The sequence below is a fragment of the Nocardiopsis alkaliphila YIM 80379 genome, from assembly GCF_000341005.1.
GTDB lineage: Bacteria > Actinomycetota > Actinomycetes > Streptosporangiales > Streptosporangiaceae > Nocardiopsis > Nocardiopsis alkaliphila.
In genome coordinates, this window is record NZ_ANBD01000010.1 from 23,364 (window position 1) to 43,669 (window position 20,306).

Consider the following 20,306-nt stretch of genomic DNA (forward strand, 5'->3'; position numbering starts at 1 on the left):
TTCGGTTTCGGGTTCGTCGGGGTGTCGGCGCAGGTGCAGCATCGCTGCGGCCAGCCCGCCCCAGAGCACGGCGATGGCGATGACCATCATGACGATGGCGCTGGTGGACATCACTGGTCCCCTTCCTTGCGGGTGGTCTGGTCCGAGTCGGGTGTGACCTGTCCGGGATCTTGTAGTTGTTCGGGGGTGCCGCCTTCGGTTCGGGTGCGGGCGGCGTCGTCACGGGAGATGGTGTCGGCCCGTTTCCAGGGCAGGAGCGCCATGATCACCCCGAAGACGAGGGCGCCGATGGCCACGCCCCATCCGGCGCTCAGCAGGAAGCCGGTCGGGTAGCCGGCGTAGTTCTCCGTCAGTTCGGTGCGCAGGCTGTCCCACATCATGAAGCCGAGCAGGATGGGGGTGATGATGCCCAGGGTGATGCGCCACCAGGTGCCCAGGCGGATGGAGGACGCCTTGTTCGCGTGCTCTTGGAACATCGGCAGGCGGCGCAGGATCCACCCGAAGGCGATGAGCATGGCCAGGGCTGCCAGGACGATGCCGTACTGGTTGATGAAGTGGTCGAACACGTCCAGGTAGTGCAGGCCCTGGTGGGTGGGGAAGAGCAGGGTCGACACCAGGGCGATGAGACCGCCGACGAGGAGGACGGCTTGGAGACGGCCCATGCCGGTCCTGTCCTGCACGGCGGAGATGACGACCTGGACGATGCTGATCAGCGAGGTCAGGCCCGCGATCACCAGGGAGCCGAAGAACAGGACGCCGAACAGGGAACCGCCGAAGGGCAGGGTGGAGATGATCTGTGGGAAGGCGATGAAGGCCAACCCGATACCGGAGGTGGCGACCTCGTCCACGGCGGTGCCGGCTGCGGTGGCCATGAAGCCCAAGGCGGCGAAGACACCGATGCCGGCCAGGAGTTCGAAGGAGCTGTTGGCGAACCCGGCGACCATGGCCGATCCGGTCAGGTCGGCCTTGCGCTTGAGGTAGGAGGCGTAGGTGACCATGATGCCGAAGCCGATGGACAGCGAGAAGAAGATCTGGCCGTAGGCCGCCACCCACACGCCACCGTTGAGCATGGCTCCCCAGTCGGGGGTGAACAGTGCGTTCAGGCCGGTGGTGGCACCGTCCAGGGTGAGCGCCTGCACCACCAGGATGAGGAACAGGACCACCAGTAGTGGAATGAAGATCTTGGTGGCTTTTTCGATGCCGTTGCGCACGCCCAGGGCCAGGATGACCAGCACCACGGCCCATACGCCGATGATCGGCCAGGCCACCGCGGGTACGTAACCGGTGACCCCGCCGGGGCCTTCGCTCATCTGGAGGTAGTCACCGAAGAAGAACCCGTCGGGGTCCTCGCCCCAGGCCTGGGTGGTGGAGAACCAGACGTAGGAGGCGCTCCAGGCGATGATCGCGCCGTAGTAGATCGCGATGATGAAGCAGATCGCGACCTGCCACCAGCCGATGGCTTCAGCGGGTCGCCAAATACGCCGGTAGGACAGGGGAGCCGACGAACGGTAGCGGTGACCGATCGAGTATTCCAGGATCAGCAAGGGGATGCCGGCGGTGAGCAGGGCGATGAGGTAGGGCAGCAGGAAGGCGCCGCCCCCGTTGTCGTAAGCGATGTAGGGGAATCGCCAGATGTTGCCGAGGCCGACGGCGGAGCCGACGGCGGCCATCAGGAATCCTGCGCGGGTCCCCCACTGCTCGCGAGGCTTTTGCCTCATGTTCAGGTCTCCTAAATCATCCCGTAGTTCGCGATCCGCACGGTAGCAGGATTTGGCGTTCTGGGCACCGTTGAAGCTGTTCAGGGGCTGGATGTCGCTGAACCTTGGGCTTTTGGTGTCGTTTCGTCCAATCCTGGTGCGAGCTCGAGAGAGGCAAGTCGTACTTACCGCTGAAGTTCAGCCAGGCTGTCGGCGTACGCGGCGTGGCCTGCTCGGGTTTGGCCCGATCCCCATCCCGCCCTTGTGCGGGAACAAGGTTCACCAGCGCATGTGGACCTGCTCGGCGAAGCCGGGCAGGTGGTCCACCTGGATGGTGGTGCCCTCATCGGTGCGCACGGTGCCCTGATAGTGGCCGAAGCACTGGTGGGTGTCGTTGACGATGACGCCGATGTCGGTGAGGTCGGCGCGTTCGTGGAAGGGGGTGAAGACCACGTCGACCTGGTCGGAACCGGGGGTGTGCAGGTGCCAGGGGGCCAGAAGGTCCTCGGGGTCGTAGTCCCAGGCCAGTTCCTGGCCGATCTTGGTCAGGTGGCCGTCCACGCACAGGGCGTTCTCGGTGAGTCCGGTTCCTTGAGTCCATTGGCCGCCGAACTGCAGGCCCACGGTGTGGTGGTCGGTGTGGCCGGAGGCGGCGCCCCAGTTCCAGTGGGTGTCGTAGGGCCAGCGTCCGCGGCCGTGGTCGAGCACTCCCCAGGCGTCGGTGAAGTCATAGGTGTGTTCGCCCAGGCGGACGGTGCCCGAGGCCGGGCGGGCGGTGTGTTTGGAGGTGTACTGGAAGCGGGTGGGGCTCCAGGGGATGACCACGCTCATGGTCTGGTGGTTCTGTGGGAGTTCGACGAACAGGTCGGCGTTCAGGGGGCCGTGTTCGGTGGCGCAGGAGAAGCGCAGGCGGGTGCCGCCGGGTTCGTCGGTGATGCGGGCGCGGATGGGTCCCAGGGCGCCGACGGGGCCTGAGCCCAGGCTGGGTGGCAGGTGTACGCCCTGGCCCAGGGGGCGTAGGACGGTGCGGGTGAGTTCGACCTTGGGGGTGTGGCCGGGGGTGCCGGGGTGGTCGAGCAGGTAGACGCTGGTCAGGGCCAGGTAGTCGATGTCGGCGACGGTGATGGCGATGTGGTGGGTGGGGGTGCTCACCAGCCAGTACTCCCAGCGTTTGGTGCGTCCCCAGCCGGTCATGGCGGTGCGGTGCAGGGGGGTGCGTGACCATCCGATGGCTTCGGGGGCGAGGGTGCCGGCGGGGGTGGTCAGGTCGACGGGGGTGGTGATCTCGGGTTCGTGTGTGGGCATGGGCGAAAGCCTAGAGGGGTGGGGCCGGTTCCCGTGGTATGGGCGCTGGTGAGTCGGGGGTGAGTGCTCTGGGGTGCTGGTCGGTGGAGGTGGTGCCGAGGTGGGAGGATGCGGGCCATGTCAGTGCGCGAACTCGTGGTTTTGGGTAGTTCCAGTGCGGTGCCCACTCGTCGACGTAACCACAACGGGTACTTCCTGCGTTGGGATGGCCAGGGGGTGTTGTTCGATCCCGGTGAGGGCACCCAGCGGCAGATGCGGTCGGCGGGGCTGGCGGCGAGCGACATCACTCGGATCTGCATCACCCACTTTCACGGTGATCACAGTCTGGGGTTGCCCGGTATCGTGCAGCGCATCGCCCGGGATGGGGTGACCCACCCCGTTCGGGTGGCCTATCCGGGGGCGGGTCAGGAGTACTGGCGGCGGTTGCGGCACGCCACCTCCTTTCGGGACACCGACGTGATCGTGCCCCAGCCGGTGGGTGGTCGGGGATGTTGTGTGGTGGGCGGGGATGAGCCCTTCACGATCACGGCGTTGCCGTTGCGTCACTCGGTTCCGACCTATGGGTATCGGTTGGTGGAGCCGGACGGGTGGCGGATGTCGCCTGAGCGCTTGGAACACTTCGGGGTGCGTGGTCCCGACATCTCCCGTTTGCGGCGTCAGGGGCACATCGAGGTCGAGGGGCGCACGGTGCGCTTGGCCGAGTGTGCTCGTCCCCGGCCCGGGCAGGTGGTGGCCTTTGTGATGGACACCGCCGAGTGTGATCAGGCCGTGGAGTTGGCGCGGGGGGCGGACATGTTGGTCATCGAGTCCACCTACCTGGATTCGCAGGAGCGTTCGGCCGCCGAGTACGGGCATTTGACCGCGCGTCAAGCCGGGCGGATCGCCGCGCGGGCGGGGGTGCGATTGTTGGTGCTCACCCATGTGTCGGAGCGCTACGAACAGGAGCAGGAAGGGTTGTTCGTGGAGCAGGCCGGTCAGGAGTTCGATGGTCGGGTGCTGTTGGTGGCCGATCTGGATCGGATCGCGATGCCCGCGCGTCGTTGAGGTGCCCCAGGGCGCAGACGTCAGTGACCGCCCAGGGGTTGGTGGTTTTTGTGGGGCTCGGGTGCGGTGGTCGAGGTGACGGCCGAGGTGGTGGGCACCGCGGTCTGGGCGATGAAGGCACCGGTCACGATCACCACCGCGCCCAGTAGTTGTGTGGGGTTGAGGGCTTCCCCCAGCAGGATCCAGGCCAGCACGATGGCGGTGACCACCTCCAGGTAGGCCACGGCGCCGGCGATTTGGGGGGACAGGCGCTTGATGGCCGAGACACCGGTGAAGTAGGCGATGGCGGTGCACACCAGGGCCAGCCACAGGGCGATGGTCCAGCCGGGCAGGGCGGCCGCACCCAGGGGGAGGGGATCGGCCAGGAGTTCCCAGGGCAGGGTCCAGGGTCGGGCGAGTGCTCCGAGCAACACGGTGGCGATCAGGGCTCCGAAGGCGATCACCCCCAAGGGGTCGGCGTCCTCTCCCATGAAGTCACCCAGGAGGAAGTAGGCCGCCTGCGCGGCGGCCGCTCCCAGGGCCAGGCCCACTCCGATGGCGTCCAGGTGCATGCCCGTCCATACCTGGAGTAGGAGTCCGAGTCCGGCCACGGCCAGGACCACACCGATGACCGCGGCGGGGGAGACCTTGTCGCGGCGTACCACGCGTACCCACAACAGCACCAGGAGGGGGCCCAAGAACTCCAGGAGCAGGGCGATCCCGACCGGGATGCGGGCGATGGCGGCGAAGTAGAGGGCTTGGACGCCGGCCATGGGGAAGACGCCATAGGCCAACAGCAGCAGGGGGCGTTGGTGGATCAGGTGCCGGTGGCGCAGGGCCACCGGTAGCAGGATCAGGGCGGCCCCGGCCACGCGTAGCCAGGTCACGTGGAGTGAGTCCATTCCCGCCTCCAGCAGGGGGCGGGCGAAGACCCCCGAACCGCCGAAGGCCAGGGCCGAGGCGAGGGCGAAGGCCAGCCCGGAGGGGCGGTGGCGGGTGGGGTGGATGGACACGCGCGAGACTCCTGGAGGAGGAAGGACGATGGGACCACGGGAGGATGACCCGGTCTGGTCGAGCTTAGGTGAGTGTGTTCGATTCGTGGCCGGGCAGGGTGGTTCCGGATGGGCCGGGGATCATGTCCGGCCGCCCCTTGGTGAGGTCGCCACGGCCTTCGGTGTCCCGATGATGGGCGGGGTGTCGTCGACCATGGCGCGAAGTCCTCGCAAGGCCACCGAGTGTGGTGGTGTCCCGAACCGGCGGTGTGGAGCCGTCGAAGGTCAGGGCCGTGGCGAGCACCCGTGGTCCGTGCTCGCCATCGGAGGCCCGCACTGGTTCTTGGGTGCGCAGGACCTGTTCGTATCCGCTGTCGACCAAGGCGACCCGTGCGGGCCGTGGGGGCGGTGGCGCGTGAGCCGGTCCTTCGCGCCTTGGCCCAGGTCGTGCTCGTGCGGGCGCCGGTCATCGTGGTGGGCGAGGGTTTCGTTCCACTGGTGAGGTCGATATCGGGCGAAGCGGCGGGCCTTGCGGCGCGTCAAGGGGCTCGCTCCGGGGAAGTATGTTCATATCAAGGCACTACACTGGCACGATGAAGGGGATAATCGCCCGTATGAGCCCTTTGGGGCGGTACCTCCCCGCCCGTTTCCATAGATGACCTCGGTTCCCCGTACAACGGCGTGCAGGGTGCCCGTTCCAGCTGTGATGAAGGGAACGCACTCGTATGCCGTTTTCGTATGGCTCCCGGGAGAACATCCACCCGGGAGTTCGCAGTGCCTTCGAACACGTGGCCCGTCGCAACCCCGACGAGCCGGAGTTTCAGCAGGCCGTGTTCGAGGTACTCGAATGCCTCTCCCCGGCCTTGTCCATGCACCCTGAGTACGCCGACGAGCGTGTCTTGGAGCGTCTTTGCGAACCCGAACGTCAGATCATCTTCCGGGTGCCCTGGCGTGACGACCAGGGCAAGGTGCACGTCAACCGCGGTTTCCGGGTGGAGTTCAACAGTGCGCTCGGCCCCTACAAGGGCGGTCTGCGCTTCCACCCCAGCGTGAACCTGGGCGTGGTCAAGTTCCTGGGATTCGAGCAGATCTTCAAGAACGCCCTCACCGGTATGGGCATCGGTGGTGGCAAGGGCGGCAGTGACTTCGACCCCAAGGGGCGTTCGGCCACCGAGATCGAACGGTTCTGTCAGTCCTTCATGACCGAGCTGCACCGTCACCTGGGTGAGTACACCGACATCCCGGCCGGTGACATCGGTGTGGGCGCCCGTGAGATCGGTTACATGTTCGGTCAGTACCGGCGGTTGAGCAACCGCTGGGAGGCCGGGGTCATCACCGGTAAGGGCCGGGGGTGGGGTGGTTCCGCGGTTCGTACCGAGGCCACGGGGTACGGGACGGTGCTGTTCACCCAGCGAATGCTGGAGCGTAACGACCGTGAGCTGGACGGCATGCGCGTGGTGGTCTCGGGCTCGGGCAACGTCGCCATCTACGCGGCGCAAAAGGCCCAACAGCTGGGCGCCACCGTGGTGGCCTGCTCCGACTCGGGCGGCTACGTGATCGACGAACAAGGCTTGGACTTGGACCTGCTCAAGCAGATCAAGGAGACCGAGCGCGCGCGGATCAGTGTCTACGCCGACCGACGCCCCGGTGCCGAGTACGTCCAGGGCGGCAGTGTGTGGGACGTTCCCTGCCAGGTGGCGCTGCCCTGTGCCACTCAGAACGAGTTGGACTCCACCGCCGCCAAGGCGTTGGTGACCAACGGTGTGGTGGCGGTGGCCGAGGGCGCGAACATGCCCACCACCCCTGAGGCGGTCCAGTTGTTCCGCGAGGCGGGTGTGCTGTTCGCCCCGGGCAAGGCCGCCAATGCCGGTGGTGTGGCCACCAGTGTGTTGGAGATGCGTCAGAACGCCCGCCGTACCTCGTGGTCTTTCGAGCACGCCGAGTCGGAGCTGGCCGAGACCATGGCCGGTATCCACGACCGCTGTGAGGAGGCCGCCGAGCGCCACGGTTCCAGGGGTAACTACGTGTTGGGGGCCAACCTGGCCGGGTTCGAGATGGTCGCCGATGGGATGTTGGCCCAAGGCCTGATCTAGGTGCCGTGACAGCCAAGGTTCACCCGGCGTGGAGTTCAGGACGGGCGAATCCTAACTGTCAAGGCACGAGCGTTTCTTCTTTTCGGGGTGAGCCCCGCATCACCTGGTTCGGGTGGTGCGGGGCTTTCGTGTTCGCGGGTGCGGTCGGTGTTGGTCGGGTGGGGCCAAGAGGTCGATTGTGGGGCTGGGCGAGCGATCCGGCGTATCACCTCACATCAGTCAAAGGCGAAAATTCCGTTATAAGGAACCCGCGGATGACCTTTTGTTCTCTCGGATATGAGGATTTGAGAGAAAGGCCTACGAACTCGTGTTCGTTCCACTAGCTTGAGTTTCGACAAAAAAGACCCGACCGGTGCTGACCACACCAGGTCGGGTCGTGGCCGACGCCCCCCATCAACAGGGATGCCGACCGTGGCCACCTGACCCAAGAAAGCGACTCAAGAAGGCAGCTCATCGTGGAGTCTACTCCCTCGACCCTCTCCAGCGCAGCCGAAACCGCGAATCCGCTCGGTGCGTATGTGATCCGCAAGCGTCCGTTGAAGTCCATGCGGGGCATTGGCTTCATCCCCCTGTTGTGGGTGGCCACCGCCTTGCAAGAGGGGCTCTTCCCCAGCAGGCGTTCCTATTGCGTCGCCTCGATCATCGCCAGGTCCGGGGATTGCGATGGTCGTTACTGCTACCTCTTCTTGAAGAACATGGTCGAACGCGGTGGCCGCATCCTGAGTGAGAGCAGCATCAAGCGGGGCGTCAATGAGCTGGTCGAGGCGGGCCTGGTCCGTAAACTCACCCGGCAGCAGACCCGCACCTTCTTCGCCCAGGACATCGCCGAGGGACGGAAGTGGGGTGATCGCCTACCCAACGTCCTGGAGTTGCTGATTCCGGCCGAGGCGTATCCGGAGCAGGTCCTGGCCGAGATCAACCAGGTGCGGGCCGAGCTCGGGGAGGAACCCTTGGACGAGACCACTCGACCTTACCCATCGGTAGGAACGACAGGTCATATCGGCACCGACGAGGGGGCGGATTGCACTGAAGACTGTTGTCATAGTGACCTCTGTTCCAGGAAAAACCCTGCCTCCGTCCGTGACTGCGTATGTACAGGAGGACAAGACCAGAAAAATTCCCAAAACGGACCATATGAAATCATTGCTCGCATCCATCATCAATACCTATCCGACCCGGTGGCCGATCGAGAACGACTCACCAAAGCGGTGGACGACCTCTTGGACCAAGGGTTGAGCGTGAAGGAGGCTCGCGCCCTGTTCTCGGGGTTGAAAGGACTCGACCGTCCCTTCCCCGCCCTGATGTCTCGGATGCGCGACCTGAGAACGGCACAGGCTTTCCTGTCCGGTTCCCTGGGGAAAGGCATCAACGCATCGGCATCGACTTCGGCGGCCTGGTCGACGACGAACGACGCCGCACCCTTCTCCCACCCTGAGCAGTTCCTGTTGGACTCCCAGGGAAAGGCGAACTACACCTGCCCGGATCATTGGCACACGCGTAACGAACCTGGCGGTACCTGCGCAATCTGCGGCAGGTTGTGCCGGTCGGTGCCGGGCGAGGTCATGCATGACCCGGTAGCGGTCCCCGCCCCTCGGGCGGACCCCCGCTCCGAGAACGAGCCGGCTTACGCCGACCAAGACACCGAACCTTCGATCGCTCCCGGACAAGAGCTGGATCCACAACTCAAAGAGCTCATGGTCGCCTCCCTACAGGAAGCAGGCCGGTCGATCCCGCCCCCGTTCCCCTTGCCCGGTAGCGGCTTTTGGACCACTTTGGGCTCGGGGATCTCGCCCAAGAGCCGGACCCTGATCGCCGCCACCCGCAGGCGGCTCCAAGAGGCACCCCGACCGGAAGGGAGGGTCCCCCACCCACGGTGCCCACCGGAACCGCCGGTGGGCACCGATGGGATCACCAGCGCTGGTGCACCTGGGGGCGGATGAGTTCGTCGTAGATCTCGCGGACGCGGCTGTGGGTACGGGCGTCCAAGGGGGGCAGGTATGCGGCGGCGACGTTACCGCGTACCTGATCCGCGTTACGGGCACCGGGGATGACCGTGCTCACCCCGTCCTGGTCCAAGATCCAGCGCAGCGCGAACCCGGCCATGGTGGCACCCTCGGGGACCAGCGGACGCAGCCGTTCCACGGCCGCCAACGCGGTGTCGTAGTCCAGACCGGAGAAGGTCTCGCCCTGGTCGAAGGCCTCACCGTGGCGGTTGAAGTTGCGGTGGTCGTCCTCACCGAAGGTGGTGTGGGCGGTGAACTTGCCCGAGAGCAGGCCGCTGGCCAGGGGCACGCGAGCGATGACGCCCACGCCTGCGGCCTGGGCGGCGGGCAGGACCTTCTCCAAGGGCTTGAGGCGAAAAGCGTTGAGGATGATCTGGATGGAGGCCACATTGGGGCGAGCGATGGCGGCCAAGGCCTGGTCGCAGGTTTCCACCGACACCCCGTAGGCACGCATACGCCCCTCGGCCACCATGGCGTCCAGGTCATCGAAGACGGCGTCGGTTTCGATGACGGCGCTGGGGGGACAGTGCAGTTGCACCAGATCGATGGTGTCCACGCCCAGGTTACGGCGGGAGTCGTCGTTCCAGGCGCGGAAGTTGCCGGAGTTGTAGTGGGCGGGTTCTTGGGCCATGCGACGGCCCATCTTGGTGGCCACCTTCAGGTGGGGATGCTTCTTGAGCAGCTGTCCGATCCGGCGTTCGCTACGGCCATCGCCGTAGACGTCGGCGGTGTCGAAGAAGGTGACGCCCTCGTGCACCGCGGTTTCGAGGGCCTCCATGGCGTCGGTGTCGCTGACCTCGCCCCAAGCCGAACCGATCTGCCAGGCACCGAAGCCCACGGCGCTGACGGGGCCGATGGTACCGAGTTCACGTGTGTCCATACCGCTGATCCTATGGGCCGCTTGGTAGCGCTCCCAAGAGCCGGTGGTCCTTGGAGGTGGGCGTTCAGGGGACGGTGCGTGAACGAAACCGTTGAGGCCGCCTGTTGGGTCCTTCGGGTTCGTGGGTCTTTGATCGAGGAGTACGCCCGCCACAACGGCCACGCCGACCTCGTCCGCGAACGCGTCGACGGTGCCACCGGAAAGTGATCGGCTCGTGTTCACCGTGCCAAGACCTCGCGGGCGATGGTCGTCACCTGGGCCGGAGCGCCACGCATGTCGACGGCGGTGTGCTCGGTGACCGCTTCCACCGGCCGTGCCCGCCACCAGGCCTCCAACAGCAGGCCACGTCCTCATGGGCGAAGGTGTCGATTGCTCAGGGCATGGTCTTGGACAGGTCCTTGACCACCGTGCGCTCGGGTGTGAAGCGCACCAGGCGGGCATCGTCGGCGTAGTGGCGAAAGTCCGGGTGCCAGGCGTTCTCGTCCTCTCCCAGGTAGCGGCGCAGTTCGCGTCGAGCCAAAGCCGGGTCGAAGGGCACCACCTCGGCGGTGCCGCGCATGATGACCTGGAGGTATTCCTGGCGTTTCAGGTCGCAGGTGTCCACCACCACGGCGGTTCGCGCATCGCGTTCCAGGTGTTGGGAGATGAGGGCGTACTCTCCGGTGATCCACTACAAGAGGCCTTTCTCCCACAGGAACCAGACCGGTCTGACGGTGGGTGCGCCGGAGGCGTTGGTGGTGGCCACGCGGGCCACCAGGGGTCGGGTCAGGAAGGTGTCGACGTCGAAGGGGTGCTGGGTGTTGGAGGGGTCGCTCACCCTTTCAAGCTAGAGGAGGGGTCGGGGGAAGGAAAGTGTGTTCTCGGCGTCCGTGGACGATCCGATCGGCGTGGTGGGCCGAGCGGAAAACTCGGTGACAGCGCGGACATGGTGCCGGAGAATGCGCGCATGGTCGATCGCCACTTCTCTCACCCGGACCTGGCCGAGCTCTATGACCACTTCAGCCACTGGCGGGTCTGTCCACAGGACGACTTCTACCTCGACCTGGTGATGGGGGCCGGGTCCGTACTGGACGTGGGATGTGGGACCGGCAAGCTTCAGCGGGTGGCGCGCGAGCACGGACACACCGGGCGTTTGGTGGGCCTGGACCCAGCCCGGGCGATGTTGGAGGTGGGCCGCCGGGACCGGAGCGACATCGAGTGGATCCAGGGCGACCTGGTCCGGGGACCCTACGACGAGCGTGAGAGCGACCCCTTCGAGGGCGGCTTCGACCTGATCGTCATGAGCGGGCACGCCTTCCAGGTGTTCCTCACCGACCAGGAGGTGCGGGACAACCTGGCGGCGATACGTCGAGCGCTCACCGACCAGGGCCGGTTCGTGTTCGAAACACGCAACCCCGGCGCGCGTGGGTGGCGGGCATGGGACCCCGAGCGGGTGCGCGTCGTCCAAGGCCCCGATGGGCGTGAGGCCAGGTGTACGCACCGCCTGCAGGAGGTGGAGGGCGAACTGGTCACCTTCACTTCCGATTATCACTTGCAAGGGTGGGCCGAGCCCTTGGTGAGCCGAAGCACCCTGCGGTTCTTGGACGCCGAGCGTCTCGATGTCTTCCTGGGCGAGGCGGGGTTGAGGGTGAGCGCCCGGTACGGGTACTGGGATCGAACACCGCTCACCGCTACCAGTCCGGAGATCATCACCTTCGCGCGCCCCATCTGAGGCCTACCCGGTCATCGCTCACTCGGGGTCGGTGCCGCGAAGGGGGCGCCCTGGCCGAAGGCACGGTCGGCGAACCGTTCACCGATCCGCCGGTGTGCTGTGGGACAAGGGTGCAGCCCGTCGGGCAGGGGTAGTTCGTCGAAGTCCGCTTGCCCGTACAGTTCACGCCCGTCCAGGTAATGCAGGTTCTTGTCGTGTGCGGCGCGTTCACTCGTGATGCGTTCCAACTCACGGCGAATGGTGGTGAGCGTGAGCCGGGTGGGGTCGGTGGGGTCTCCGGTGGCCTTGAACTCGACCCTGCCCTCCTTCAAGGCTTCGGGGTCCATCATTCCCGGTCCCGGGGTGTGTTCGTGGATGGGGCAGTACAGCGATGAGACCACCAGCAGTGGCGTGTCGGGGTGGCCCTCGCGCAGGGTGTCGAGGAACCCGTGCACGGCCGGCCCCAGGGCACGCAGTCGCATCAGGTCGGCGTTGGCCAGGTTGATGCCGAGCTTGACGCTGATCAGATCGGCCCGGGTCTGGCGCATGGCCGAGGCGGTGAAGGAGTCCAGCAAGGCGCTGCCTCCCAGTCCCAGGTTGATCAGGTCCGCCCCGCCCCGATCGGCTGCGATCACCGGCCATGTGGTGGTGGGACTCGCCGCGTCGGAGCCGTGGCTGATGGAGCTTCCGTGGTGCAGCCACACCCGACGTTTGGAGGCGTCGGTGGGTCGGATGGGGGCGTTGGCGCGCAGGGCCACGAGTTCGGTGGTCTCGTTGTGAGGGAGCCAGATCTCCACGTCCTTGAGGTGGTCCTCCAGCCCTTCGAAGCGCAGGGTGCCGGGCTCGCCGCGAGTGGGAGTGAAGGTGCCGGTGGTCACGTCGATGCGCAGTAGGTCGCCTCCGGGCACGGTGCCCTGGGCGAGGAGTCGACCGTCCACGCGCAGGTCGTAGATCCCGTCGGGTCGGGGCGGTGCGCCCACGTAGTGGCGTTTGGTGGGGATGGTGTCCAGTTCGATGATGGTGGCTCGGGTGCGCAGTGCCAGTCGTACCCCGGAGGGTTGGGATTGGGCCATGGCCAGTTGGGGGTCGGTGTTCCTGCTGCGGGCCAGGGCGGGCAGTCGGTGCGGCAACAGGCCGCGGTCGGTGTGTTCCACGTCCAGGGCCCCGTTGAGGAGTTCGGGGGTCAGTGGTGTGGTGGTCAGGGATGTGGTCATGGTGGTGGGCCTTGGGTGAGACGGGTGCGCGAACGCCCCGGTGGCGTGTTCAGGGTCGAGGCCAGTGGCGTAGCAGGGCGTCCAGCGCGTCCAGGGTGCGGGACCAGCTCTGGTCGCTGTCGGGGGCGCTGTGGTCGAACCCTCCGCCCATTTCCAGGCTGGTGTAGCCGTGAAAGACGCTGCCGAGCAGGCGTACCGCGTGGGTGCGGTCGGGTTCTTGTAGGTCGTAGCCGCGCAGGATCGCCCGGGTCATCCGGGCGTGCCGTGGGCCGGCGCCGGCCGCGGCGGTCTGGGGGTCCAGCCGGTATTGGGCCGCGGTGTAGCGCCCGGGGTGTGCGCGGGCGTAGTCACGGTAGACGTTGGCCAGTGCGATGAGCGCGTCCTTTCCCGCGCGTCCGGCGATCGCGTCGGCGGCACGGTCGGCGAGTTCCTCCAGTGCCAGTAGGGCGATGCGGACCTTGAGGTCCTCGGAGTTGCGTACGTGCGAGTACAGGCTCGCGACCTTGACATCCAGACGTCGGGCGAGTTCGGAGACGGTGATCTGGGTGAAGCCGATCTCGTCGGCCAAGTCGGCTCCCGCCTCGGTGACTCGTTGTGTGTTGAGCCCGGCACGTGTCATGCTCCTCCTTTTGCCTAAGGAAAGGTACATCTACCTAAAGGCTTTAGGCAAAAGGTGAATGCTCAAGACGGGGTGTGCTCGCTCACCCGAGGACGCGAGGGGCATCGAATGGGGCAGACTCTCGATAGGAAGGGAGGTTCCCGTGTTCTTCTTCTACAACAGTCGTTGGGGCTGTATGACGTCCCTGTTGGTCTCGGCCGCTCTGACGCTGCTCCTACTGTTCCTGCTCGGGTGGATCTGAGTCGGAGGCGGTTCGGGCCGAGGTGTCCGATCTCCTGATTCTCCTGAGGCGACGTCGTGGGTGACTTCGGGCGCGACCGAATGTCGGTGTGGGGTGTGAGTATGGGCCCCTACCCCGATTAGGAGGCTTCCTATGTCTCTTCGGGCCTATCTCGACTCCATCGAGGACAAGACCGGGCTCGTCCCACGGGCTCTCACCGACCAGGCCAAGGAACGCGGATACGACGCGCCCACCGTCAAGGCGGGCACCATCGTCGCCTGGCTCGCCCAGGAGTACGGACCGGGACTGGCCATGCCATGGCCCTGGTCCACGGCCTCAAGAAGGGACCCACGATCAGCGCCGAGCACGTGGGCACCTCCGGTACCCATCGCGACACCTCCACGGAGCTTTAGGTCGATGGCAAGGAGAGCGACCCACACCAGGCCTGAGGGCCCGTGTGCCACCACCGTGGAGAGGTCGGTGGCCGCGGCCTGTCAATGACGGCGTGGTCATGACCCGTTGCGGTGGGCCCGCTCCCTGAAGCCTCGAATTCAAGGGGTGGGAAGTCCGGGCAGGCCGTCGATGCTGGTGGCGTTGCGTTCTCGCCGGTACTCGTCGAAGTAGGCGGGGGTGCGGTGTCGGTGGTGCCGGTCCAGCAGGTCCCGGTCTTGGCGTAGGTCCATCAGGGGTACGGAGAACCCGCAAGAGTCGGAGATGCGTCCGACCTCGACAACGATGATCGAGCGCTGACCCAGGGTGCGTTCCTTGGCGAAGTGGGAACGCAGTTGGTCGAACCCGGGGTCGGTGGGCGTTACGACACGTCCCTGGCCGTGCAGGCGCACGATGTTCGGTGGTCCCTCGAAGGCGCAGAACATCAGCACGATGCGACCGTTCTCCCTCAGGTGGGCGATGGTCTCGATGCCCGATGCGGTGTAGTCCAGGTAGGCCACCCGGTGTTCGTCCAGGACCGCGAAGGTGCCGCTCATGCCCTTGGGTGAGACGTTGACGTGTCCGTCACCGTCCAGTGGTGCCGTGCCGACGAAGAACACGGGTTGGGCCAGAAGGAACCGTTCCAGCCGGGTGCCGATGTGGGCGTGGATCTTTCCCATGGGCGGGAGTCTTCCACATGAGGCTTTCGCCCGCTGAGGGTTTTTCCGGGTGGCCCGTGTGGTTCAGGTGGCGGAGTCGATCCGGCGTTGGATGCCCTCCAACAGCGCGTCGAGACCGAACTGGAGGCTCTCCCACGCCTCCTGCTCCAGGTAGGGCTCCTCCGGGGCGTCGTTGGTAAAGGCCCCACTCCGAGTCATCAGGGACAGGGTGGGGAAGCGTTCGGAGAAGTTCGGGGCCACCTCCTCCAGTCGAGCCGAGCGGGCGTACCACCACTGGTCCTCGGCCACCCCGGTCACCGCCGTGGCCTGGCGGGCCTCAGCGGCGGTGCGGACCATGCCGCGGACCAGGTTGGACAGGCTTCCGAAGGCGCTGCTGATGGCCTTGGGTTCCAGGCCGGCGCGGTGCAACACGGTGGCCAGGGATTCGAAGAGCCGATACTCGTTGGGGCCCAGGACCGGGCGTGCCTGGGAGATCTCCAGGGTCCAGGGGTGGCGCAGACAGAACCGCCACAGCGCTCCCACCCAGGCGTGCACCCACTCGCGCCACTCCTCGGGGGCATGTGTCCGGTCCCGCTGGTCGACCTCCTCCACCAGTTCGGCGAAGGCGTGGTCGTACATCAGGTCGATGAGTTCGTTCTTGCCGGCCACGTAGGTGTAGAGCGACATCGCCGTACGCCCCAGACGTTCGCCCACCGCTCGCATGGACAGGGCCTGCAGGCCTTGTGCGTCGGCGACCTCGATGGCGGTGCGCACGACCAGGTCCACGCTCAGTTCCGGCTTGGGGCCCGGGGTGGGGTGCCGTTGCTCGGTGCGTTCGCGCCATAGCAGGGCCATGGAACGGCGAGGGTCGCCCTGTCCGGCGTAGACCACCACTTGCATCTCCTTAGGGGATAAATTAACGTTTCGCAGCTGTCAGTTTATCCCATAATGAATCAATGAGATTCGGACTGCGGGGGAGTGGCTTGACCTTCGACACCACCAGTGCGGCTGACGCCCACAACACCATCGAGGTCCGTGGGGCCAGGGAGAACAACCTCAATGACGTCTCGGTCGACATCCCCAAGAGACGACTGAGCGTCTTTACCGGAGTGTCCGGCTCGGGTAAGTCCTCGCTGGTCTTCGGCACCATCGCCGCCGAATCCCAGCGACTCATCAACGAAACGTACACGGCGTTCCTGCAATCCTTCATGCCCAGCGTGGGACGCCCCGACGTGGACGCCCTGCGCAACCTGAGCGCGGCCATCATCGTCGACCAGGAACGCATGGGTGCCAACTCGCGCTCGACCGTGGGCACCGCCACCGATGCCCACGCCATGCTGCGCATCATCTACAGCCGGGTGGGGACACCACGACTGGAACCCTCCAGTGCCTTCAGCTTCAACAATTCCGAAGGCATGTGCCTCGAGTGTGAGGGGCTGGGTCGCACCGACCGGATCGAACTCGACGAACTCTACGACCGCACCCGATCACTGAACGAAGGCGCCATCACCGTGCCCGGGTACGGCGTGGACACCTGGTACTGGCAGGTGTTCGTGCACTCGGGGCTGTTGGACGCAGACAAAGCGCTCCAGGACTACACCGACCAGGAGTGGTCGACCTTCCTCCACCAACCCCTCACCAAGGTCAAGGTCGGCAAGAACTCCTTCTCCTACGAGGGTCTGGTCCCCAAGATCAAACGGACCTACCTGGCCAAGGACCGCGAGAAGATGCAACCGGCCCTGCGCGCCTTCGTGGATCGGGCCGTGGTCACCTCCACCTGCCCCGAGTGCGCCGGCACCCGTCTCAACGCGGCCGCCCGCCAGGTGAGAGTGGGCGGGCGCACCATCACCGAGTGCGCCTCGATGCAGATCGACGACCTGGCCGAGTTCGTCCGCACCATCGACGACCCCTCGGTCCAGCCCTTGGTGGACACCCTCACCCACACCCTGGACTCCCTGACCCGAGTGGGACTGGGGTACTTGAGCCTGGACCGGGAGTCAGGCACCCTGTCCGGCGGTGAGGCCCAACGGGTCAAGATGGTGCGTCACCTGGGCTCCAGCCTGAGCGACATCACCTACGTCTTCGACGAACCCACCGTGGGACTGCATCCGCATGACATCGAGCGGATGAACAACCTGCTACTCGGCCTGCGGGACAAGGGCAACACCGTCCTGGTGGTCGAGCACAAACCCGAGACCATCGCCATCGCCGACCACGTCGTGGACCTGGGGCCGGGGGCCGGACCTCAGGGCGGCACCATCACCTACACCGGCGACGTGAACGGACTACGCACTTCGAGCACCCTCACCGGCCGGCACCTGGACCACCGGGTGAGCCTCAAGGAGGACGTGCGCACCCCCACCGGGCACCTGCCCATCCGCGATGCCACCACCCACAACCTGCGCAACGTGTCCGTGGACGTGCCCCTTGGGGTGCTCACCGTGGTCACCGGGGTGGCCGGTTCGGGCAAGAGTTCACTCATCCACGGCGCCCTACCCGAACACGAGGGAGTGGTGGTGGTCGACCAGTCCGCCATTCGGGGATCGCGGCGCTCCAATCCGGCCACCTACACCGGGCTGCTCGACCCCATCCGCACCGCCTTCGCCCGTGCCAACAAGGTCAAGGCCGCCTTGTTCAGCGCCAACTCCGAGGGAGCCTGCCCCGAGTGCAAGGGCGCCGGGGTCATCTACACCGACCTGGCGATGATGGCCGGGGTGGCCTCCACCTGTGAGAAGTGTCAGGGGCGCCGGTTCAGGGAGCAGGTGCTCCGGTACCGGTTGCGCGGTAAGGACATCAGCCAGGTGTTGTCGATGTCGGTGGAACAGGCCCGCGAGTTCTTCACCTCCGGTAACGCCCGCACGATCTTGGACCGGCTGCACGAGGTGGGTTTGGGCTATCTGGGGCTGGGACAGCCCTTGAACACGCTCTCGGGTGGTGAGCGTCAGCGGTTGAAGCTGGCCATCTCCATGGCCAAGAAGGGCGCGGTGTACGTGCTGGACGAACCCACCACGGGGTTGCATCTGGCCGACGTGGATCGGCTGTTGGAGCTGTTGGACCGTTTGGTGCGAGGCGGGGACACGGTGGTGGTCATCGAGCACCACCAGGCCGTCATGGCCCACGCCGACCACATCATCGACCTGGGACCGGGAGCCGGGCACGATGGTGGCCGTGTCGTGTTCGAGGGCTCCCCGGCCGAGTTGGTGGACAAGGGGGAGACATTGACCGCCCGTCATCTGCGCGCCTACCTGGGCCGGTGAGGCAACGACTCCTTCACGAGGGTCTCCGCCTTGGCAGGGCCGGTGTCCTGCCAAGGCGGACGGCGGGCCAAAGGAGACCTGGCGATCACCGCAGAAGACCCCTCAATCGAGCAGGAGCGTGATCAGGGTGAGCCCCGTCCAAGCGGCGCCGACGCCCAGGCCCAGGTTGGCCATCACCGAGGCCAAGGCGTATCGGTAAGCGCCCGTGCGCGCTGATCGGACGGTTTCGTAAGCGAAGGTGGAGTAGGTGGTCAGCGCTCCGCAAAAGCCGGTGCCCAACAGCGCCAGTGCCTGTGGAGACAGTGGCAGGCCCAGGAAGAGGCCCAACAGAAGACCGCCGAGCACGTTCACCGTCAACGTGCCCCAGGGAAAGTCCGCACCCGACCGGCGCCGCAGTGCCAGATCCACCACAAAGCGTGCGGGGGCTCCCACGGCCGCGCCCAAGGCCACCAACAGCGCGCTCACGGATGCCTTCCTTCATGGTGGGTGAGCACTCGGTGGGCGAGGGCGGAAGCGGCCCAAGCGGCGGTGAGCGCACCGACCAGGGTCAGGGTCAGGTAGGCGAGTGCGATCTGGGGTGCGCCCCGTTCCAGCGCGGTGACCACGTCCATGGCGTAGGCCGAGAAGGTGGTGTAACCCCCTAGGAAACCCACTCCCCAAAAGGGGCGTACGTACCGGTTGCGTGGTGAGTGGTGGGCGATGGATTCCATGAGCAGGCCGATGAGCAGGCTGCCGGTGACGTTGATGGCCAAGATGGTCCAGGAAACTCCCGGGGCCGTGGGCGGCCACAGGGTGTCCAGACCGTGGCGGGTCAGCGCGCCCAGGGCACCGCCGAGGGCGACGAAGGCGATCACCGGCCACAGCCGAGCCGATAGGGGTGGGGTCATGGGTCCATCCTGTACCCGAGAGCGGCGTGGTGCTTGGTGACCCGGGCGGGCGGGTGTCCTTACCGAACGGCGACCGGGGGGCGTTCCAGGGGAGCAATCAGGGACATCCCCGATAGTTTTCTGTCCGCGCGTGTTAGATTCTGGCCATGCGGTCAAAAAATGAGCCAGACGGTCAGAAGCGGTCCTTCATCGAGGAGGCTCGCAGGGCGCAGATCATCGAAGCGGCGGTGCGCACCATCGCCGAGGTCGGTTATCCCCGCGCCTCCTTGGCTCGGATCGCACGGACGGCTCAGGTGAGCAAAGGTGTCATCTCCTACCACTTCGACGGCAAGGACGAACTCATGGATCAGGTGGTGATGGGCGTCTACACCGAAATCGCGGAGGCGGTCGTCCCCCGGATCCTGGCCGAGCAGAGCATCACTCGGGCGCTGCGCGCCCATGTGCGGGGCGTGGCCGAGTACGCACTGGCTCACCGCGAGCGCATGACGGCCCTGTCCCAGATCTTCCTGTACGCACGCGATGACCAGGGCGCACCTCGCTATGGAGGACGCCAGGCCGAACCGCTCTACGAGAACCTGGAGAGGCTCTACCGGGCGGGTCAGGAACACGGTGACTTCCGTGATTTCGATGTGCGGGTGATGGCGGTCAGTCAACAGGCCGCGATGGACGCCATGTTCGAGTACTGGCGGGTCCATCCCGACCATGATCTGCTCGCGCACGCCGACGAGCTGGGAGAACTCCTGGTCCGTGCGATCCGAGCCGGGTGACCGTCGCGATCCGGCGATGAGGTCTCCATGGCACAGAACACCACCGAATCCACCACGAGGGCGGGCGGCCCTCCCGCCCGGTCCCGCCTGTTCTACCTGGACAACCTGCGGGTGGTCCTGACCATCCTGGTCGTGTTGCACCACGCGGCCATCACCTATGGCAACATCCCGCTCTGGTTCTACACCGAACCGGCCCAGGATCCCTCCGGTGTGCTGTTGGACGTGTTCGTGATCGTCGATCAGACGTTCTTCATGGGCATGTTCTTCCTCATCGCCGGATACTTCGTTCCGGGTTCGGTCGACCGACGCGGTCGACGCGGTTTCGTGCGTGAACGTCTACTGCGGTTGGGTGTGCCCCTGCTGGTGTTCCTGGTGTTGCTGCGGCCGGTGGCGATGGCACCGATCTATGGTCGGCTCCTGGCCTCCGACCCGGATGTCCCACTGTGGTGGTGGTACCTACTGACCTTCGACCCGGGGCCGTTGTGGTTCGTCGAGGTGTTGTTGGTGATGAGCCTGGTGTACGTGCTGGTGCGCCGGGCGGGTGAACCCGACGCGACCGCCACGGCAGCGG

The 20,306-nt window shown here is 66.1% G+C and carries 18 protein-coding genes and 4 pseudogenes (1 of these 22 only partly in view); 9 read left to right on the forward strand and 13 right to left on the reverse strand.

What is annotated here, in order from left to right; genetic code table 11:
- The 3 genes from D472_RS24545 to D472_RS0101380 all read right to left on the reverse strand — a co-directional run.
- A protein-coding gene (locus tag D472_RS24545) for a methionine/alanine import family NSS transporter small subunit (RefSeq protein WP_017602709.1) crosses the window boundary here: on the reverse strand, positions 1–111 show its 5' portion. The gene continues 96 nt to the left of window position 1, outside the view; the window shows 111 of its 207 coding nt (coding positions 1–111); the start codon lies at positions 109–111; the stop codon falls past the left edge of the window.
- Positions 111–1,718: a sodium-dependent transporter gene (locus D472_RS0101375; RefSeq protein WP_051045914.1), complete on the reverse strand. Its 1,608-nt coding sequence runs from the start codon at positions 1,716–1,718 to the stop codon at positions 111–113. The genes D472_RS24545 and D472_RS0101375 overlap by 1 nt, the downstream gene beginning before the upstream one ends.
- Before the next feature lie 258 nt (positions 1,719–1,976).
- Positions 1,977–3,002 carry a DUF2804 domain-containing protein gene (locus D472_RS0101380; protein ID WP_017602711.1) on the reverse strand — a complete coding sequence of 342 codons (1,026 nt, stop codon included), beginning with the start codon at positions 3,000–3,002 and terminating at the stop codon, positions 1,977–1,979.
- Between the two features lie 117 nt (positions 3,003–3,119).
- Between D472_RS0101380 and D472_RS0101385 the strand changes: the two genes are divergently transcribed.
- Positions 3,120–4,046 carry a ribonuclease Z gene (locus D472_RS0101385; RefSeq protein ID WP_017602712.1) on the forward strand — a complete coding sequence of 309 codons (927 nt, stop codon included), beginning with the start codon at positions 3,120–3,122 and terminating at the stop codon, positions 4,044–4,046.
- A gap of 20 nt (positions 4,047–4,066) precedes the next feature.
- Here D472_RS0101385 and D472_RS0101390 read toward each other — a convergent pair whose 3' ends face one another.
- Positions 4,067–5,038 (reverse strand): EamA family transporter, encoded by a 972-nt coding sequence (locus D472_RS0101390; RefSeq protein WP_017602713.1) that lies wholly within the window; start codon positions 5,036–5,038, stop codon positions 4,067–4,069.
- A 64-nt stretch (positions 5,039–5,102) separates the two neighbouring features.
- Entirely contained in the window at positions 5,103–5,399 is a 297-nt protein-coding gene (locus D472_RS0101395) for a hypothetical protein (protein ID WP_152447865.1), read from the reverse strand.
- A gap of 343 nt (positions 5,400–5,742) precedes the next feature.
- On the opposite strand from D472_RS0101395, the gene gdhA reads away from it, so the two are divergent.
- Positions 5,743–7,110 carry an NADP-specific glutamate dehydrogenase gene (gene gdhA / locus D472_RS0101400; RefSeq protein WP_017602715.1) on the forward strand — a complete coding sequence of 456 codons (1,368 nt, stop codon included), beginning with the start codon at positions 5,743–5,745 and terminating at the stop codon, positions 7,108–7,110.
- 545 nt (positions 7,111–7,655) lie between these two features.
- The gene (locus D472_RS24550; RefSeq protein WP_152447866.1) at positions 7,656–9,050 is read left to right on the forward strand and encodes a hypothetical protein; all 1,395 of its coding nucleotides are present in this window, start codon (positions 7,656–7,658) and stop codon (positions 9,048–9,050) included.
- On the opposite strand, the gene D472_RS0101410 is transcribed toward D472_RS24550, so the two are convergent.
- Complete coding sequence (locus tag D472_RS0101410; protein ID WP_017602717.1) at positions 9,019–9,993, reverse strand: aldo/keto reductase; 975 nt, start codon at positions 9,991–9,993, stop codon at positions 9,019–9,021. The two genes, D472_RS24550 and D472_RS0101410, sit on opposite strands and share 32 nt — an antisense overlap.
- A gap of 129 nt (positions 9,994–10,122) precedes the next feature.
- On the opposite strand from D472_RS0101410, the pseudogene D472_RS28035 reads away from it, so the two are divergent.
- Positions 10,123–10,200 (forward strand): annotated as a pseudogene (locus D472_RS28035) (mycothiol transferase); the annotation flags it as partial.
- A 166-nt stretch (positions 10,201–10,366) separates the two neighbouring features.
- Here the strand turns inward: D472_RS28035 and D472_RS27325 are convergent.
- Positions 10,367–10,810, reverse strand: a pseudogene (locus D472_RS27325) (pyridoxamine 5'-phosphate oxidase family protein).
- A 129-nt stretch (positions 10,811–10,939) separates the two neighbouring features.
- Between D472_RS27325 and D472_RS0101435 the strand changes: the two are divergent.
- Positions 10,940–11,704: a class I SAM-dependent methyltransferase gene (locus D472_RS0101435; RefSeq protein ID WP_017602722.1), complete on the forward strand. Its 765-nt coding sequence runs from the start codon at positions 10,940–10,942 to the stop codon at positions 11,702–11,704.
- 11 nt (positions 11,705–11,715) lie between these two features.
- On the opposite strand, the gene D472_RS0101440 is transcribed toward D472_RS0101435, so the two are convergent.
- Together D472_RS0101440 and D472_RS0101445 are read right to left on the reverse strand one after the other, a co-directional pair.
- Positions 11,716–12,897, reverse strand: coding sequence for a GDSL-type esterase/lipase family protein (locus D472_RS0101440; protein ID WP_017602723.1), 1,182 nt, complete (start codon positions 12,895–12,897; stop codon positions 11,716–11,718).
- Positions 12,898–12,946: 49 nt separating this feature from the next.
- Positions 12,947–13,516: a TetR/AcrR family transcriptional regulator gene (locus D472_RS0101445; RefSeq protein ID WP_017602724.1), complete on the reverse strand. Its 570-nt coding sequence runs from the start codon at positions 13,514–13,516 to the stop codon at positions 12,947–12,949.
- Between the two features lie 373 nt (positions 13,517–13,889).
- Between D472_RS0101445 and D472_RS26515 the strand changes: the two are divergent.
- Positions 13,890–14,149 (forward strand): annotated as a pseudogene (locus D472_RS26515) (DUF4287 domain-containing protein).
- A 138-nt stretch (positions 14,150–14,287) separates the two neighbouring features.
- On the opposite strand, the gene D472_RS0101460 reads toward D472_RS26515, so the two are convergent.
- Entirely contained in the window at positions 14,288–14,845 is a 558-nt protein-coding gene (locus D472_RS0101460; RefSeq protein WP_017602727.1) for a pyridoxamine 5'-phosphate oxidase family protein, read from the reverse strand.
- A 63-nt stretch (positions 14,846–14,908) separates the two neighbouring features.
- Entirely contained in the window at positions 14,909–15,718 is an 810-nt protein-coding gene (locus D472_RS0101465; RefSeq protein ID WP_017602728.1) for a TetR/AcrR family transcriptional regulator, read from the reverse strand.
- A gap of 62 nt (positions 15,719–15,780) precedes the next feature.
- On the opposite strand from D472_RS0101465, the gene D472_RS0101470 reads away from it, so the two are divergent.
- On the forward strand, positions 15,781–18,081 hold the full coding sequence (locus D472_RS0101470; RefSeq protein ID WP_033302909.1) for an ATP-binding cassette domain-containing protein: 2,301 nt from the start codon (positions 15,781–15,783) through the stop codon (positions 18,079–18,081).
- 102 nt (positions 18,082–18,183) lie between these two features.
- On the opposite strand, the gene D472_RS0101475 is transcribed toward D472_RS0101470, so the two are convergent.
- Both D472_RS0101475 and D472_RS0101480 read right to left on the reverse strand, forming a co-directional pair.
- Positions 18,184–18,546, reverse strand: coding sequence for a fluoride efflux transporter FluC (locus tag D472_RS0101475; protein ID WP_017602730.1), 363 nt, complete (start codon positions 18,544–18,546; stop codon positions 18,184–18,186).
- The gene (locus tag D472_RS0101480; protein ID WP_017602731.1) at positions 18,543–18,968 is read right to left on the reverse strand and encodes a fluoride efflux transporter FluC; all 426 of its coding nucleotides are present in this window, start codon (positions 18,966–18,968) and stop codon (positions 18,543–18,545) included. Before D472_RS0101480 ends, D472_RS0101475 begins: the two co-directional genes overlap by 4 nt.
- Before the next feature lie 146 nt (positions 18,969–19,114).
- Here D472_RS0101480 and D472_RS0101485 point away from each other — a divergent pair, with 146 nt between their 5' ends.
- On the forward strand, positions 19,115–19,735 hold the full coding sequence (locus tag D472_RS0101485) for a TetR/AcrR family transcriptional regulator (protein WP_026117274.1): 621 nt from the start codon (positions 19,115–19,117) through the stop codon (positions 19,733–19,735).
- Between the two features lie 27 nt (positions 19,736–19,762).
- Positions 19,763–20,212 (forward strand): annotated as a pseudogene (locus tag D472_RS29250) (acyltransferase family protein); the annotation flags it as partial.
- Between the last annotated feature and the right edge of the window lie 94 nt (positions 20,213–20,306).